This is a genomic window from Brevundimonas sp. GW821-FHT10E09 (genome assembly GCF_058809375.1).
The window spans coordinates 42,274-57,757 of sequence record NZ_JBXASO010000018.1 but is presented as its reverse complement, the minus strand read 5'-3'; the positions used below and the strand labels follow the sequence as shown (position 1 = coordinate 57,757).

The window sequence follows — 15,484 nt, the reverse complement described above, 5'->3', positions numbered from 1 at the left end:
GACCTCAGGAATGAGGGGTCCTTATTCGACGCCGATCACACCGCTAACGGGGTCCCTTTTCCACGCCGATCCACACCCTCCAGGGTCGCGAAGGTTGTTCACCACAAGGCCTTGGGCATCGACCAAATGCCTGCCTTCATGGCCAGGCTTGCTGACGAAAAAGGGACAGGCGCGCGGGCGCTTGAGTTCACCATTCTCACCGCAGCGCGCTCGGGCGAGGTGCGGGGCGCCAGATGGTCCGAGATCGATCTTCCGGCCGCCCTGTGGGTCGTGCCGGGTGAGCGGATGAAGGCGGGGCGGCCGCATCGTGTGCCGCTTTCGTCAGGCGCGCTCGCGCTTCTCGCTGCGACGCGGCGGAATCCGGACACTGATCTGGTCTTCGCCAATATCGATGGCGAGGCGCTCTCGAACATGACTCTTGCTTCCGTGCTTCGCCGCATGAAGGTCGAAGCCGTGCCGCACGGCTTCCGGTCGACGTTCAGGGATTGGGTGTCGGAGAAGACCGCGCATCCTCAAGAAGCCGCCGAGATGGCGTTGGCGCACACTGTGAGCAGCAAGGTTGAGGCGGCCTATCGTCGTGGAGACATGATGGCGAAGCGATTTCGGCTGATGGAGGACTGGGCGGAGTTCTGCCTAGGTTAGCCCTGTGGTTAGCATTCGCGCCTGTCTGTTCTTGTTGCTGTTCCGGGCGGATATCAATCGCAGTCGCCTCGGAACTGCCTAGCCGCTGAATGAGGGGGGCATCTAGCTTGAGCCGAGCTCTTCGATGACCGGACACCGGACTCGTCTTCCGTCGCCGCAGTCGGAGACCGTCTGTTTCAACAAGGCTTGAAGGCGTTGCAGGTCGGCGATCTTCGCTTCGATGCTGACAAGGTGGTCCTGAGCCATGTCGCGCACTTCGCTGCAGGATTGGGCCGTCGGCTCGCATAGAGCGATCAGCCGACGAATGGCGTCTATGCCGAACCCGAGTTCGCGCGATCGGCGGATGAATCTCAGTCGCTGGGCGTGTTCAGGCTCGTAGCAGCGATGTCCGCCCTGGGTTCGGGCCGGCGCAGGCATCAGCCCGATACGTTCATAGTAGCGCACGGTCTCCAGGTTCACCCCGGCGCTGAGCGCCAGGCGCCCGATGGTCAAATCCTGTCTGGACACGCTCTTGATCCCGTAGTGGCTACGGGTTGTAGGCTGTATCAGAAGTCAGACAGGATAGCCCATGGCGACCGACCCAAACCGCGCCCGCATTCCCGAAGTCGCCGTCAGCGCCTCAGCGGCGGTCGGCGGGTTCGCTTCCCTTCTTGCATGGGCGGCCTGCTGCGTCCTGCCGCTGGTGCTATCGATCGCGGGCGTATCTTTCGCGGGCGTCGCCGTGTTCGCCGGGGCGCGCCATTGGCTGACCCCGATCGCCGCCGCGGTTCTGGCCGTCGGGTGGCTGCTGCACTGGCGCCGCTCTCGGATGTGCCGACGCGATACGGCCTGCGGACGACCTTCACCGCTGGCCTTCTGGCTGCTTGTCGTCGCCACGCTGCTGATCGTGCTTTCTCTCGCCTGGGAGCCCTATGTCGAGCCCTGGCTCCTGCCCCAACTGGCGGCCGTCAAATGAAGGCGCCCGTCCTGCTCCAGTCCACGCTGACCTGTCCGCATTGCGGTCATGTCGCGACTGAAACCATGCCCACCGACGCCTGCATCTGGTTCTACGACTGCCTCGGCTGCGGCGTGAAGCTGAAGCCCTTGCCCGGCGATTGCTGCGTCTTCTGTTCCTACGCCGATGTGCCCTGTCCGCCGATCCAGGAGGATGGCAAGGGCTGCTGCGGCTAGGAATATTGCATCTGACCGAAGCCCCGCGTCGCCAGGCCAGGTGAACGCGGGGCGTCGATCTTTCGTCCATCGTAAGATGGCCGCCGGCGCTAGGCCGACCTGATGGCGATGGCGGACAGGTCGTTGGCCGCATCGATCGGCACGCCCGACGCCTTTCACTCGGAATATCGGGCCGCCATTTGACTGGCATGGGCACGGGTCAAGGCGGTTGCCTCGGACGGTAGCAAGCAGAGCCTAGTGTCTGTCGTGCAAGCAGCCGCTATGGTCACCTAGAACTTCAATCACTCGGCATTTTTCAGCCGATTCTTGAATGCAGTGCGTCATGCGGGCGACCTCGGCCCGCAAGGCGGTGAGGCGCGCGATCTTGTGGTCGATATCGGCAAGATGGGAGCGGGCGATGCTGTCGGCCGATTGACAGGGTCGACTCGGGTCTCCAGCCAGCGCCAAAAGTTCGCGGATCGGTTCGATCTCGAAGCCGAGTTCGCGCGCGTGTCGAATGAACCGCAGGCGTCTCAGATCGTCTGCATCGTAGAGGCGCCGGTTCCCCTCCGAGCGAGGCGGCGACGGCAGGAGCTGAATCTGCTCATAGTAGCGGATCGTCGGCGCCTTGATCCCGCTCGCCTTGGACGCCTGGCCGATTGTCACGCCCTGGCTCATTTTAACGCTTGCTCCTCTAGTCGCTAGAGGAAGTAGCGTCGCCGGGCATTCGTAACAAGGAGCCCCTCGCCACAATGGAAAACCTGGAAAGCCGATATCGCGTGACCGGTATGGATTGCGCAAGCTGCGGCTCCAAGGTCGACGCTGCGGTGCGGAAGCTGCCAGGCGTCACAGATGTCGCTGTGGCGGTCTCCTCGGGTGTTCTGAAGGTTCAGCACGGCGCCGATTTTGCGGGGGAGGGCGTGCTTCGTCAGGTTCGCAACCTGGGCTACGGCGTCGAGGTCCTCGCGCCGCTGCAGCCTTCGGCGGGTTCGACGATGGCCCCTCCCGGTGACGACCACCGGGCGGCCAGCGGTCCATGGTGGTGGACCCGCAAGGCCAAGCTTACAGCGGCTTGCGGCGTCGCCCTGGTCGCGGCCTACATTTTCGGCGCCCTGTTCCCGGCGATGGAGCGTGGAGCCTTCCTGGTCGCCCTGGCGGTAGGCCTTGCCCCAGTTGGCTGGCGTGCGATCACCGCTGCACGGTACGGGACGCCGTTCTCGATCGAGATGCTGATGACGATTGCGGCGGTCGGAGCCGTCTTCATCGGCGCTGCAGAAGAGGCCGCAGCCGTCGTCCTTCTGTTTCTGGTTGGTGAAATGCTGGAGGGCGTCGCTGCGGGGCGGGCCCGCAAGAGCATCCAGGGTTTGACCGACCTGGTGCCCAAGACCGCCCTGGTCGAGATCGATGGCCAGGTCAGCGAAGTACCGGCTGAAAGCCTTGCGCTCGGCGCCGTCATCCTTGTGAGGCCCGGCGACCGTGTGCCGGCCGACGGCGACGTCGTTGAAGGCGAGGGCGAGATCGACGAAGCCCCGGTGACGGGAGAGAGCGTCCCCAAGCGGAAAATGGCGGGCGACCCTGTCTTCGCCGGGACCATCAATGTGGGCGGCGTCCTGCGGGTCCGGGTCACAGCCGCCGCCGCTGACAACACCATAGCGCGGGTCGTGCGCCTGGTGGAGGAGGCGCAGGAATCGAAATCGCCGACTGAACGTTTCATCGACCGCTTCTCGACAATCTACACGCCCGTGGTTCTTGTCTTCGGCGCCCTGGTCGCGACCGTTCCGCCACTCATGTTCGGCGGTGCGTGGAGCGAGTGGATCTACAAAGGGCTGGCGGTCCTTCTGATCGGCTGTCCCTGCGCCCTCGTGATCTCGACGCCGGCAGCCATAGCGGCTGGTCTGTCCGCCGGCGCGCGGCGAGGCCTGTTGATGAAGGGCGGAGCCGTGCTCGAAACCCTGGGCAAGATCACCGCCGTCGCCTTTGACAAGACCGGGACGCTGACGTCGGGCAAGCCGATCGTGACCGACATCGTGGCGGGCGCGCGAACCGAGGGGGAGGTGCTTTCAATGGCGGCGGCTCTCGAAACCGGATCGAGCCACCCGCTGGCCCTGGCCATTCTCAACCGTGCGAAGGCTGACGGCGTATCCATCCCGTCGGCGTCGTCAGCCCGGGCGATCCCGGGGGAGGGCGTCGAAGGGACCGTGAGCGGCGCTCAGGTTTTCCTGGGGTCGCCACAGGCCGTCGCTCGGCGGGTCGGGCTTTCGGCGTCTCAGGATGCGGCGATCGCGGGCTTCAACGCCGAGGGCAAAACCGTTTCCGTGGTCGTGATCGACGGCCAATCGGCGGGCTTCCTGGCGATGCGGGACGAGGCGCGGCCGGACGCTACGGCGGGCCTGGCCCGGCTCGAGGCCATGAAGATTCGTGCGATTATGCTGACAGGAGACAACCGGCGCACAGCGGAAGCGGTCGCGAACGGTCTCGGCGTCGAAGTGCGGGCTGAGCTTCTGCCGCAGGACAAGCAGAGAATCGTCAAGGAACTGCAGTCCGAAGGCCTTGTCGTCGCCAAGGTCGGCGACGGCATCAATGATGCGCCGGCGCTCGCCGCCGCCGACATCGGCATCGCCATGGGGGGCGGCGCCGACGTGGCCCTGGAGACGGCTGATGCGGCGGTGCTTCATGGCCGCGTCCAGGACGTTCCCGACATGATCGACCTGTCGCGGGGGGTGATGGGCAACATCCGCCAGAACATCACCATCGCCCTGGGCTTGAAAGCGGTCTTCCTGGTCACGACGGTGATCGGCGTCACAGGCCTATGGCCGGCGATCCTCGCCGACACCGGGGCGACCGTGCTGGTGACGGCAAACGCCATGCGCCTTTTGCGGTGGAGGCCGACATGAGCTGGCACGCCCTGGCGCCATCTAGGTCGGGCTTTGAAGCCGGGCCGGGCGTGCGGTCTCCGATAGGCGGTGTTTTCGTCAAGCTTGCGATCATGGCGGCGTTGTCGGGCGCTGAAACCTTGGCGGGAACGCGCCATGTTTGAATGGTCGAACAGAACCTTCATGACGGCGGCGCTTTTCGCGCTCGTCATCGTCGTGTTCGGTTTCCTGCCGGCCGCTGACGCTGCAGCCTGTGCGCCAGAAGCGCGGGCTGCTGTTGCGGCTTCATCGCTTTCGAGCCCGCCAGACCAGGACCACGGTAAAGCCAAGGGCGGCGACCAGAACCATAGCGGTTGCGCCCATGGTCATTGTCACCACGGCTCAACGGGCATGCAGCAGGCGTCGATACCTGTTCCGGCCAGCCTCAAGAAAGCCGACGGCCCAAAAGCGCCGACGACCAACCAGATGGCGTCCCGGACGCCTGCCGGCCCGGATCGCCCTCCCAGAAGCTGACGCCAATGCCGCGCCCTCGTGCGCTCATCCGTCAGAAATCTGGGAAATGAACCATGTCTTCCTCACATCGTCGGCTGTCGCTTCTGACGGCCGGCTGCGCCGTGGTCGCGATAGCGACAGCGGCCGCTGCTCCTGCCTGGGCAGATCCAGCGCCGAGCTATGAAACCCTGCTTGAGCGCATCGGCCAGACGCCCGTCAACGTCGAGGCCGGCGCGTTGCTCGACGCCGCCGAGGCGCGGGTCCGCCAGGCGCGCGTGCGTCCTAATCCCCAACTCGGCCTGACTGCCGACGGCGTCCTGGGGAGCGGTCCTTATGACGGCTACAGCAACGCCGAGACCAGTCTGGCCTTGACCCAGGATCTCGAGCTCTGGGGGCGCAGGGGCGCCAGGGTTGATGTCGCGCGCGGCGAGGCCGGAACTGCCGCTCTTCGTCGCGATCTCACCGGCGTTGACGCGGCAGGCCGTCTGGCGCTGGTCTACGCCGAAGCCGAGGCGGCCGATCGCCGCTTCCAACTGGCCAAGGAGGCCTTGACGATCACCCTGGCGGACGCTCGCGCCGCCCTGTTGCTCGTGGAGGAGGGCCGCGAACCCCTGTTGCGGGGCATCCAGGCTGAAACTGAGGCGGCGTCAGCGCGCGCGTCGCTTGATGAGGCGGGAGCCGAACGCGAGGCCGCCTTCGCCCGGTTGACGGCGACGGCCATGTTGCCGACGGTCGTCACCTCCATCGACCCGGGCGTTCTGGATCGCGCGCCCTCGGCGCCGGATCAGTCCGGAGCGACTTCGCCGGTCGTGCGCTTGGCTGAAGCGGAGCGCGACACAGCCGAGCGGCGTATCCGGGTGGAGCAGATCAATGCTCGCCCGAACGTCAGCGCCTCTGTCGGCATCACCCGTTATGAAGCCGAAGACGCCACCGCCTTGACGTTTGGCGTGAGCATGCCCTTGCCGTTGTTCGATCGAAACCGGGGAAACATCCAGGCGGCGCAGGCCGAGTTCCGGGCGGCAAACGCTCGCCTCGACGGCGCCCGTCTCGATGAAGCCGCCGACCGAAGCGCGGCCCAGGCTCGCCTCAACGCCTCCGCCAGCCGTGTGGGTGCGACGGACGCCGGCGTGACCTCGGCCGAGGAGGCCTATCGCCTTTCGCGGCTGGGCTTCGAGGCCGGACGCATCTCCCAGCTCGAACTACGCGCCTCCCGCGCCGCCCTGATCTCCGCCCGCAACGCCGCTGTGGACGCCCGCCTCGCGCGGGTCCGGGCGGAAATCGACCTCGCGCGCCTGCAAAGCCGCATCCCGTTTGGAGCCGCCCTGTGAAGACCCAGATCAAGACCAGAAAAACCTGGCTGATGGCCGGGGCCGCCGCGGCGGTCATCGTCATCGGCGGCGCGGCCTTCCTTATGACCCGCGACGATTCAGCGCCCTCGACCCCGGTTCAGGCATCCGCTGAAGCCGGCGACGACGGCGAGGCCGCCGGCGAAGCCAAAGAAGGCGTCATCACCCTGACGCCGGCGCAGATCGACGCGGCGGGCATTACCGTCATGGCGGTCGGACGCGGCGGAGGCGGGGAGACCCGACTTGCCGGACGCGTTGAGCCGATGATCGACGCCCGCGCCGCCGTGGCGGCATCCGTCGGCGGCCGGGTCGAGCGCGTCCTGGTCGCGCCGGGCCAGTCAGTGCGAGCCGGCCAGGCCCTGGCGGTGCTGGTCAGCGGTGAAGCCGCCACCTTCCGCGCCGACGCCGATGCCGCCGCGGCAGCTGCTGATGCAGCGCGGCGCGCCTATCAAAGGAACGACAGTCTTTCGTCGCAAGGGGTGGTGGCGCGTCAGGAGGTTGAAACCTCGCGCGCTCAATCGCTCAGCGCAGACGCCGCCGCGCGAGCCGCTCGCGCCCGGGCGTCGGCGGCAGGGGGCCCCAATGCATCGGGTCGCATCAGCGTCTCCAGCCCGATTTCGGGCGTGGTGACGTCGGTTCAGGTCGGTCCGGGCGGATTCGCGCCCCAAGGCGGCGTGATCGCCGAGGTCACCAATCCTGCCCGTGTGGAACTGGTGTTCAATGCGCCGCCTGCGCTGGCCGCCCAGGTTCGGGCGGGTTCGTCGTTGCGGGTGCAAGGGCCGACCGGTGAATTCGACGCCGTCGTGACGGGCGTAGCCGTGGGCGGAGCCGGCGAGAGCGGCGCGACGCTCATTCGCGCTCGACCGTCCGGCGGCGCCCTGCCGCCCGCAGGATCGCCCGTCAGCGGCGCCCTGGTGACGGGCGGAGAAGCCGACGGCGTGACCGTTCCTACCGAGGCCGTCCAGACGGTGGAGGGGGGGACCGTCGTCTTTGTCCAGGTCGAGGGCGGCTTCCGGGCCGTCCCGGTCATGGTCGGCCGTCAGGCCGGCGGCCGGACCGAAATCCTGCGCGGCCTCGCCGGCGACGAACGTATCGCCGGCGCCAAGGCCTTCCTGCTCAAGGCGGAGCTCGCCAAGGGCGAAGCCGAGCACGGCCACTAGGAGCGACGGATCATGTTTAAAGCCCTCATCGAGGCGTCCGTTCGCTTTCGCTGGTTCGTCGTCCTGGCCGTGGCCCTCGTCGCCGCCTTCGGCTTGTTCGAACTGACCAAGCTGCCGATCGACGCCGTACCCGACATCACCAACCGACAAGTTCAGATCACCACCGTGGCGCCCGCCCTGGCGCCCGAACAGATCGAAAGGCAGGTCACCTATCCACTCGAGACGGCCATGGCCGGCATTCCGGGACTGCAGAGCACTCGCTCGCTGTCTCGAAACGGCTTCAGCCAGATCACCGTCGTCTTCACCGACCAGACAGACATCTATTTCGCCCGCCAGCAGGTGGCCGAGCGGATGCGGCAGGCGTCGGACAAACTGCCCGAAGGCGTAGAGCCCAATCTGTCGGCCATAACGACCGGCCTGGGCGAGGTGCTGATGTGGACGGTCGACTATATTCCCTTCACCCCCAAGACCACGGTCGCCACCGGCAAGCCCGGCTGGCAGGCCGACGGCGCCTATCTGACGCCGGAGGGCGAGCGGCTGACCACGCCGCAGCAGCGCGCCACCTATCTGCGCACGGTCCAGGACTGGATCATCGCCCCGCAGATGCGCACCGCTCCCGGCCTGGCCGGGGTCGATGTCAACGGCGGCTATGTGAAGGAATACGCCGTCCGACCCGACGCCGCAGCCCTGACCCGTTACGGTCTGGGCATGACCGATCTGGTGCAGGCGCTGGATCGCGCCAACACCCAGGCGGGCGCCGGCTATGTCCAGCGCGCGGGCGAGGCTCTGGTGGTCCGCACTGACGCCCTGGCGACGACGATTGAGGATCTGGCCCAGGCGCCGGTGGTCAATCGCGGCGGTCTGGTGGTTCGTGTCGCCGATGTCGCCAAGGTCGAGATCGGCCAGGCGCCGCGTCTGGGCGGGGCCAGCCGCGACGGCCACGAAGCCGTCCTGGGCACCGCCCTGATGCTGGCTGGCGAAAACAGCCGGACGGTGGCTCAGGCCGCCGCCGAGCGGTTGGAGCAGGTCGGCGCCTCCCTGCCGCCAAGCGTGGTCGCCGAGCCGGTTCTGAACCGAAGCGAACTGGTCAACTCGACCATCTCCACGGTGGCGCGCAACCTGATCGAGGGCGCCCTGTTCGTCATCGTCGTCCTGTTCCTGCTGCTCGGAAACTTCCGGGCGGCGGCGATCACGGCCCTGATGATCCCGCTGTCCTTCCTGTTCGCGGTCATCGGCATGAACCGGTTCGGCATCAGCGGAAACCTGATGAGCCTGGGCGCGCTCGACTTCGGCCTGATGGTCGATGGCGGCGTGGTGGTGATCGAAAACACCCTGTTGATGCTGACCCAGAGGCGGGGTGAGCTGGGGCGTATGCTGACGCGGCATGAACGCCTCGGCGTGGCGGTGCAGTCAGCCCGCCAGATGGTCAAGCCGGCGGCCTTCGGCCAGCTCATCATCCTGCTGGTCTTCACGCCGCTGCTGATGCTGGAAGGCGTCGAGGGCAAGACCTTCGTGCCGATGGGAGCGACGGTGATGCTGGCCCTGGTCGGCGCCTTCATCTTCTCCTTCACCTTCGTGCCGGCGATGACGGCCCTGTTGGTGCGCGATCCCAAGACGGTTCATCTCGGACCGGACGGCAAGTCCGAGGAGCATGAGACCTTCATCCTGCGGTTCGCCCGCCGGTGGATCCAGCCGGCCATTAGCGCGGCGGTCGCACGTCCGAAGGTGGTCCTCATCGCTGCGCTGGCCATGCTTGGCGTGGGTTCGGTCTCCTTCATGAGCCTGGGGCGGGAGTTCATTCCCACCCTGGACGAGGGCGACATCGCCATGCAGGCTCTGCGTGTGCCTTCCGCCTCCCTGGAGCAGTCCCTGGCCATGCAGATGGCCCTGGAACGCATCGTCAATGCCCAGCCGGAGGTCGAGACTATTTTCTCGCGCACCGGGACGGCGGAGGCAGCGGTCGATCCGATGCCGGCCAATATTTCTGACGCGGTCATCATCCTGAAGGACCGCAAGGACTGGCCCAATCCGAAACTGCCCAAGGAAGACCTGATCGCACGCATTGAAGATGTCGCCAGCCAGCAGATCGGCAACAGCTTTGAGTTCAGCCAGCCGATTGAACTGCGCTTCAATGAACTGATCTCAGGCGTGCGGACCGACCTCGCCGTCATGGTCTATGGCGACGATTTCGATACCCTGCAGAAGACAGCCGAAGCGGTGGCCGCCAAGCTGCGGGCCACGCCCGGATCAGCCGATGTGCGGGTAGAGCAGGCCTCCGGCCTGCCGACCCTGACCATCAGCGTGGATCGCTTCGCGGCGGCCAACTACGGCCTGTCCGCGGCCGACGTCTCGGAGGCGGTCTCGGCCGCCGTCGGCGGCGCCGAGGCGGGGCGGATCTTCGAGGGCGATCGCCGCTTCGACGTGGTCGTGCGTTTGCCGGACGAGGCACGCAATGATCCGGCGACGCTCGCCGCCCTGCCGATCGTCTCGGGCACGGGGGTGATTGTTCCTCTGTCTTCGGTCGCCCGCATCGAGACGGCGGAAGGGCCAAACCAGATCAGCCGTGAGAACGGCAGCCGGCGCATGGTGGTCCAGGCCAATGTGCGCGGTCGTGATCTGGGTGGATTCGTGACCGACGCCCAGGCGGCGGTGGCGGAGTTGGCTCTGCCAGTCGGCTACCGTCTCGACTGGGGCGGGCAGTTCGAAAACCTGAAACGGGCCGAGCAGCGCCTGGGCCTGGTCATCCCCATCGTCTTCGTCCTGATCGGCGTCCTGCTGTTCATGGCGCTGGGCTCGTTCGCGGAGGCGGGGCTCGTCTTCGCCTGTGTGCCGCTGGCCCTGGTCGGGGGCGCGCTGGCGCTGCTGCTCAGGGGTATGCCCTTCTCGGTGTCGGCGGCGGTCGGCTTCATCGCCGTGTCCGGCGTAGCGACCCTGAATGGACTGGTGCTGATGCAGGCGATCCGGGAGCGGCTCCAGGCCGGTCTTGAGCCTGTGGCGGCGGCTATCGAAGGCGCGTCCAGTCGTCTCCGGGCGGTGCTGACCACCGCAATGGTGGCCATTGTCGGCTTCATTCCAATGGCGCTGGCGCATGGGGCGGGCGCGGAGGTTCAGAAGCCCCTGGCGACCGTCGTCATCGGCGGCCTTCTGACGGCCACGGCCCTGACGCTTCTGGTCCTGCCGACCTTTGCCGCCAAGGCGGTCAAGCATCGCAAATCGGAGGGGATCGAGGACTGAACACCCTCGCACGGGCGGACCGTGGGCGGCGATGACCGCCGCCCACGGTTCTCGTCCCGAAGCTTGCGGCCCCTTTTAAGAGCCGACGCCGGCTCTCATGTGAAAGTCTCACAATGGTCGATATCCAACGCGTCCAGTTGTGGCGCAAATACATCCTCGCCGCAGGACTCGCGGTCATGTTGGCGTGGACGGCCGCGGTTCGGGCCGTCCCTGTCCTGGAGCACCCCGTCGAACACCTCGGTCTCGTCTGCATCCTTGCGTGCATTCTGGGGCGCGCCTGGTGCTCGCTCTACATAGGCGGTCGCAAGAAGCAAGAGATCGTCGACGTCGGTCCCTATTCCATCAGCCGCAATCCGCTCTACGTGTTCAGCTTTCTCGGCGCATTCGGAGTGGGCGCTCAAACAGGCAGCCTTGTCGTAGCCGTCGTTTTCGCTGCGGCGGCCTATGTGGTCTTCCGTGTCGTGGTCGGCCGCGAGGAAGCCTTTCTGGTTCAAACCTTCGGCGCCCCCTATCAGGCCTACGTCGCCAGGACCCCGCGTTTCATGCCGAATTTGTCGCTATGGCGGGACGACGACGTGCTTTCCATCCGACCCGTTTTCTTCTTGCGAACGGTCCGGGACGGTCTGGTCTTTCTACTCGCCGTGCCGGTGTTCGAGTCCCTGGAGCTGCTGCAACGCGCCGGCGGGATCACCCCCCTGTTTCAACTGCCCTGACGGACGACTGGAGATGACTGAAATGGCGATGCGGACGAGGAGGATTTCTGATGCCCAAGCGTCGGCGTAAGGCCCGTCGGCCGATCGTTCGGCGAAGCGTGGAGCGGCGCGTTCATCCGGCGGTCGGTATCGCCCTTCTTCTGCTGGCCGTGACGGGAGCGGGGATGGGCGGATTCTTGTTGTCGTTCGTCTGGCTCGGCCTCTATCGCCTGCCGCTGCACCTCGGCTTTCCAGCGGCTCTTGTCGGGCTCGGCGCCATCTACGCCGTGATCGGAAAACGTGATCGCCATATGTTGATATGCCTCGCCATGCTGTTCCTCGTCCTGGTTGGAGGAACTGCAGCGCTATATGTCTCGAGAGACGAGGTGCGGCTCGGTCATATCGGTCGTTCCACAATGTCTATGAACTGAAGCAGCGCGGCGCGCGCCGGCCGGACCGGTCTTTTTGGCGACGGCGAAAGTCGGTGCGCTTGCTTGAACGGAGCGCCCGGCGCAACGGTCCTAGTGCGACATCAGCCACGACAGTTCGGCGTCGTTCTGAAGACCGCTCGTCATGCCGCCCCACACACGTTGGGCCAACGGGCCGCGACCGAAGGCCCCGGTGACGATCAGGTCGGCGCCGAGACGGCGAGCTTCGGCGAGAAGGTCTGCGGCGCCCGTGGAGCCTGCTGTCGCCGGGATATGGTTGACGGCGGCCGTCACATCGTGCCGCTTCAGATGTGCCGCGACGTCTCCAAGCGAGCTCGGGTCGACCTCGTCCCCGGCCCCGACCACGGTCACGACCTGAGCGCGCTGGAGCAGCGGCAGAGCGTCATGCAAGGCGCGTCTCGCCTGGGGCGCGTCTTTCCAGCCGATGACCGCATTGGAAAATCCGCGGCTTTTGGCCGCCTGTCCGAAACGCAGGACGGGGCCGCCGCCGTGGATGGCGAGCTCCCCTGCGTTGGGAAGCACGCAATCGACCGGCGGCGCCGACGAAGTGACGAGCATATCCGCAGTGAGCAGGTGATGGCGCAACAGAGAGGCGGGCTCCGCCACGCCGGAAATCCATTCGGCGGTTTTCGAGCCGGAGCCGAAGACCTGAAGAAAGGCGTCCTGGGCGGCAGCGAGCGCGGCGTCCATGTTACGGGTGTCTTCGAGGACCGAGAGGGGGTTGCTCGCCAGAGCCGTCCTGAGCGCCGACGTGCGGGGCCAGGCGAAGCAGACCGCTTTCAGGCGGGCGTCGAACCCCGCGGCCAGATCGCGAGCATATTCCAGGAACTGGACGAGATCGTCCCTCGGCGTCGCATCGACGATGATGTCGCGGAAAGTCATGGCAGTTCTCCCGTCCTGTCCCTGTATGCCAGCAATCGCAGGGCGTTGAACACGACCAAAAGGGTGGATCCCTCATGCATGGCGACGGCGGGGCCGATGCCCAGGCCGAATATCGTCGCCGGGACGAGCACCGCCACGACCCCCAGGCTGACGAAGACGTTCTGCAGGATGATCGACCGGGTTCTACGACTGAGACCCACTGCAAAGGGGAGATGGGCCAGGTCGTCGGCCATCAGGGCGACGTCAGCGGTCTCGAGCGCTACGTCCGAACCCGCGGCGCCCATGGCTATGCCCACGGTGGCGTTGGCCATGGCCGGCGCGTCATTGACGCCGTCGCCGACCATGGCGACCTTGGCTTCAGCACGGAGTCTGTGGATCGCCTCGACCTTGTCTTCGGGCATCAGATCGCCCCAGGCCTCGTCGAGCCCGACCTCGCGCGCCACCGCGTCGGCGACTTTCTGATGGTCGCCCGAGATCATGATCATGCGACGAATGCCCAATTTTCGGAGCTGCGCGAGCGCGATCCTGGCGGCCTCGCGCGGCGTGTCCATCAGGCCGATGGCGCCAAGGTCCCGGTCCCCCTGCCGAACGACCATGGTGGTCCTGCCATTGTCCCGCAGGGCCGCGATCGCTTCCTGCATCGGACGAGAGAGGGGGGCTACGCCCTCGGCGCCGAACAGTTCGGCCTTGCCGATCAGGATGGTCTGGCCGTCCAGCTGGGCCGCGACGCCGCGACCCGTCAAACTGTCGAGGTCGGAAGCCAGAGGCAAAACGATCTCGCCGAGCCGCTCACGACCGTCGCGCGTGATGGCCCGGGCCAGGGGATGATCGCTCAGGCTCTCGACAGCGACCGCCACCGTCAGCAAGGCTGCTTCCGTCACGTCGGGTGCGGGGACGACATCAGTGATGCGGGGGCGCCCCTCGGTCAGGGTGCCGGTCTTGTCGAAGGCGATGGCCGAAAGCGACCCCAGGTTTTCGAGCGGCCCGCCGCCCTTGACCAGGACGCCGCCGCGGGCCGCCCTCGCCACACCCGAAAGCACCGCGCTGGGCGTGGCGATCGCCAGCGCACAAGGGCTTGCGGCCACCAGGACCGCCATCGCGCGGTAGAAGCTGTCCCGGAAAGGTTCGTCCACCACCACCCCGGCGAACAGGAGAAGGGTCGCGAGGGCCAGCACCGAAGGCACGAAGATGCGTTCGAACCTCTCGGTGAAGCGTTGGGTCGGCGACTTCTGGGTTTCAGCTTCGCTGACCATCCGCACGACCTTGGCGAGCGCGCTGTCCGTCGAGCGCCGCGTCACTTCGATCTCGATGGCCCCGCTGCCGTTGATGGAGCCGGCGAAGACCCGATGGGCGGCGTCCACCGCATCAGGGTTGCGGCGGGCTTCGGCTTCGTCATCGACCGGGCGTTTGTCCGCCGGCATGCTCTCACCGGTGACCGGAGCCTGGTTGATGCTGCTGACGCCCTTGATGACGAAGCCGTCGGCGGGGAGGCGTGCATCGGGCTTCACGACCACGACGTCGCCGATGGCCAACTCATCGACAGGCGTCTCGAGCAGGGCACCGTCCTTTCGAACCAGGGCGGTGCGTGGGGCGAGATCCGCCAACGCCTCGATAGCGTGCCTGGCTCGCCCCATGGCGTAGTGCTCCAGCGCATGGCCGAGGCTGAAGAGGAACAACAACAAGGCGCCTTCGGCCCAGGCGCCCAAGGCTGCGGCTCCGGCGGCCGCCACCAGCATCAGGGTGTCGATCTCGAACCGCTTCAGCCGCAGGTTTTCGATCGCCTCCCTAAGGGTGAATACGCCGCCGAAAACATAGGCGCCCAGATAGGCGGCCAAGGGAACCCAAGAGGGGAGGGGGAACAGTTTTTCGATGGCGAACCCGACAATCAACAATGCGCCGCAGACAAGGGCGAAGATCAGCTCCGCGGCCCCGCCATGGGCATGGGCAGGTTCCGCTCCATGTTTCGGCTGGCCCGCTCCGTGGCCGTGATCGCGTTCGACCAGGTCCCCCGCGCGGCGCGCTGGTTTACGTCCGATGGCTCGGTCCAGTTCCGCGAGCAGAGCGGGTTCACCTGTGACTGTGCGGTCGAACTCGACGCGAACAGTTCCTCCAGCGCCGGCTTCAGCTTCGAGGACCCCGGGGACGGCCCGAAGGCGTGCGCCGATAGTTCGCGCCTGGCGTTCATGTCGACTGTCGATCCGCCAGACGGCGTGTCCGTATCGTTGGGAGATGTCAGCTCCCGCCGCCGCGGCAAATTCGCGAATACGGGCCATCGACAGGAGGGCGGGATCATAGTGGATGCAAAGTTGTGCGGGCGCCGCTTCGCTCGCCGCGACCACGTGGGCTTCATCGACCCCCTGTCGTCCGCGAATTTCCGAAAGCAAGCGGGAGACGCAGGCGTCGGCGGCGTCGGGAACCTCCGGAAGCAGCAGTGGAATATCGAGGCGGAGCTTCTCTGTCATTCTCGATCCCTTGCCCAGCGAGGCGCCCTTTTGCGTTGATCCAGATCACACCCTTGCGGTCGGCCCCGTCAACGCATGGTCGCGGCTTCTACGGCCTCGTGAA

Annotated in this window: 16 protein-coding genes; 12 read left to right on the top strand and 4 right to left on the bottom strand. The window is 66.5% G+C overall.

All coding sequences use genetic code 11. The features are described from left to right. Nucleotides 1–642: tyrosine-type recombinase/integrase (locus tag AC1RSI_RS15135; RefSeq protein ID WP_492322701.1), on the top strand; the 642-nt coding region annotated here is incomplete at its 5' end. Between the two features lie 102 nt (nucleotides 643–744). Here AC1RSI_RS15135 and AC1RSI_RS15130 read toward each other — a convergent pair. Beyond that, on the bottom strand, nucleotides 745–1,149 hold the full coding sequence (locus tag AC1RSI_RS15130; protein ID WP_291751848.1) for a MerR family transcriptional regulator: 405 nt from the start codon (nucleotides 1,147–1,149) through the stop codon (nucleotides 745–747). A gap of 61 nt (nucleotides 1,150–1,210) precedes the next feature. On the opposite strand from AC1RSI_RS15130, the gene AC1RSI_RS15125 reads away from it, so the two are divergent. Beyond that, the gene (locus AC1RSI_RS15125) at nucleotides 1,211–1,597 is read left to right on the top strand and encodes an MFS transporter permease (protein ID WP_291751850.1); all 387 of its coding nucleotides are present in this window, start codon (nucleotides 1,211–1,213) and stop codon (nucleotides 1,595–1,597) included. Further along, nucleotides 1,594–1,812 carry a GDCCVxC domain-containing (seleno)protein gene (locus tag AC1RSI_RS15120; RefSeq protein WP_178825352.1) on the top strand — a complete coding sequence of 73 codons (219 nt, stop codon included), beginning with the start codon at nucleotides 1,594–1,596 and terminating at the stop codon, nucleotides 1,810–1,812. The genes AC1RSI_RS15125 and AC1RSI_RS15120 overlap by 4 nt, the downstream gene beginning before the upstream one ends. Nucleotides 1,813–2,046: 234 nt before the next feature. Here AC1RSI_RS15120 and AC1RSI_RS15115 read toward each other — a convergent pair whose 3' ends face one another. Then, nucleotides 2,047–2,469: a MerR family transcriptional regulator gene (locus AC1RSI_RS15115; RefSeq protein WP_003165015.1), complete on the bottom strand. Its 423-nt coding sequence runs from the start codon at nucleotides 2,467–2,469 to the stop codon at nucleotides 2,047–2,049. Nucleotides 2,470–2,543: 74 nt separating this feature from the next. Between AC1RSI_RS15115 and AC1RSI_RS15110 the strand changes: the two genes are divergently transcribed. The 8 genes from AC1RSI_RS15110 (at nucleotide 2,544) to AC1RSI_RS15075 (ending at nucleotide 12,019) form a co-directional block, all read left to right on the top strand. Next, the gene (locus AC1RSI_RS15110) at nucleotides 2,544–4,685 is read left to right on the top strand and encodes a heavy metal translocating P-type ATPase (protein WP_492322700.1); all 2,142 of its coding nucleotides are present in this window, start codon (nucleotides 2,544–2,546) and stop codon (nucleotides 4,683–4,685) included. Next, nucleotides 4,682–4,828, top strand: a complete 147-nt coding sequence (locus AC1RSI_RS15105) for a hypothetical protein (RefSeq protein WP_291751873.1) — start codon at nucleotides 4,682–4,684, stop codon at nucleotides 4,826–4,828. Before AC1RSI_RS15110 ends, AC1RSI_RS15105 begins: the two co-directional genes overlap by 4 nt. Beyond that, nucleotides 4,821–5,177, top strand: coding sequence for a hypothetical protein (locus tag AC1RSI_RS15100; protein WP_291751876.1), 357 nt, complete (start codon nucleotides 4,821–4,823; stop codon nucleotides 5,175–5,177). The genes AC1RSI_RS15105 and AC1RSI_RS15100 overlap by 8 nt, the downstream gene beginning before the upstream one ends. Nucleotides 5,178–5,230: 53 nt before the next feature. Then, complete coding sequence (locus AC1RSI_RS15095; protein WP_447941562.1) at nucleotides 5,231–6,484, top strand: TolC family protein; 1,254 nt, start codon at nucleotides 5,231–5,233, stop codon at nucleotides 6,482–6,484. Continuing rightward, entirely contained in the window at nucleotides 6,481–7,662 is a 1,182-nt protein-coding gene (locus AC1RSI_RS15090; RefSeq protein WP_291751882.1) for an efflux RND transporter periplasmic adaptor subunit, read from the top strand. The genes AC1RSI_RS15095 and AC1RSI_RS15090 overlap by 4 nt, the downstream gene beginning before the upstream one ends. 12 nt (nucleotides 7,663–7,674) lie before the next feature. Continuing rightward, nucleotides 7,675–10,896, top strand: a complete 3,222-nt coding sequence (locus tag AC1RSI_RS15085; RefSeq protein ID WP_447941561.1) for an efflux RND transporter permease subunit — start codon at nucleotides 7,675–7,677, stop codon at nucleotides 10,894–10,896. Nucleotides 10,897–11,033: 137 nt separating this feature from the next. Beyond that, on the top strand, nucleotides 11,034–11,609 hold the full coding sequence (locus AC1RSI_RS15080; protein ID WP_291751841.1) for a methyltransferase family protein: 576 nt from the start codon (nucleotides 11,034–11,036) through the stop codon (nucleotides 11,607–11,609). Nucleotides 11,610–11,659: 50 nt separating this feature from the next. After that, nucleotides 11,660–12,019, top strand: a complete 360-nt coding sequence (locus AC1RSI_RS15075) for a hypothetical protein (RefSeq protein ID WP_291751837.1) — start codon at nucleotides 11,660–11,662, stop codon at nucleotides 12,017–12,019. Between the two features lie 90 nt (nucleotides 12,020–12,109). On the opposite strand, the gene AC1RSI_RS15070 is transcribed toward AC1RSI_RS15075, so the two are convergent. Together AC1RSI_RS15070 and AC1RSI_RS15065 are read right to left on the bottom strand one after the other, a co-directional pair. After that, nucleotides 12,110–12,919, bottom strand: coding sequence for a universal stress protein (locus tag AC1RSI_RS15070; protein WP_447941559.1), 810 nt, complete (start codon nucleotides 12,917–12,919; stop codon nucleotides 12,110–12,112). Then, nucleotides 12,916–14,754, bottom strand: coding sequence for a heavy metal translocating P-type ATPase (locus AC1RSI_RS15065; protein WP_447941558.1), 1,839 nt, complete (start codon nucleotides 14,752–14,754; stop codon nucleotides 12,916–12,918). Before AC1RSI_RS15065 ends, AC1RSI_RS15070 begins: the two co-directional genes overlap by 4 nt. Before the next feature lie 123 nt (nucleotides 14,755–14,877). Between AC1RSI_RS15065 and AC1RSI_RS15060 the strand changes: the two genes are divergently transcribed. Then, nucleotides 14,878–15,420 (top strand): hypothetical protein, encoded by a 543-nt coding sequence (locus AC1RSI_RS15060; protein ID WP_447941557.1) that lies wholly within the window; start codon nucleotides 14,878–14,880, stop codon nucleotides 15,418–15,420. Nucleotides 15,421–15,484 lie beyond the last annotated feature (64 nt).

Bases quoted from the DNA above. Each gene is read 5' to 3' on its own strand.
- AC1RSI_RS15095 (WP_447941562.1), top strand. From the start codon at position 5,231: ATGTCTTCCTCACATCGTCGGCTGTCGCTTCTGACGGCCGGCTGCGCC.
- AC1RSI_RS15070 (WP_447941559.1), bottom strand. From the start codon at position 12,919: ATGACTTTCCGCGACATCATCGTCGATGCGACGCCGAGGGACGATCTC.
- AC1RSI_RS15120 (WP_178825352.1), top strand. From the start codon at position 1,594: ATGAAGGCGCCCGTCCTGCTCCAGTCCACGCTGACCTGTCCGCATTGC.
- AC1RSI_RS15115 (WP_003165015.1), bottom strand. From the start codon at position 2,469: ATGAGCCAGGGCGTGACAATCGGCCAGGCGTCCAAGGCGAGCGGGATC.
- AC1RSI_RS15060 (WP_447941557.1), top strand. From the start codon at position 14,878: ATGTTTCGGCTGGCCCGCTCCGTGGCCGTGATCGCGTTCGACCAGGTC.
- AC1RSI_RS15105 (WP_291751873.1), top strand. From the start codon at position 4,682: ATGAGCTGGCACGCCCTGGCGCCATCTAGGTCGGGCTTTGAAGCCGGG.
- AC1RSI_RS15085 (WP_447941561.1), top strand. From the start codon at position 7,675: ATGTTTAAAGCCCTCATCGAGGCGTCCGTTCGCTTTCGCTGGTTCGTC.
- AC1RSI_RS15110 (WP_492322700.1), top strand. From the start codon at position 2,544: ATGGAAAACCTGGAAAGCCGATATCGCGTGACCGGTATGGATTGCGCA.
- AC1RSI_RS15125 (WP_291751850.1), top strand. From the start codon at position 1,211: ATGGCGACCGACCCAAACCGCGCCCGCATTCCCGAAGTCGCCGTCAGC.
- AC1RSI_RS15100 (WP_291751876.1), top strand. From the start codon at position 4,821: ATGTTTGAATGGTCGAACAGAACCTTCATGACGGCGGCGCTTTTCGCG.
- AC1RSI_RS15075 (WP_291751837.1), top strand. From the start codon at position 11,660: ATGCCCAAGCGTCGGCGTAAGGCCCGTCGGCCGATCGTTCGGCGAAGC.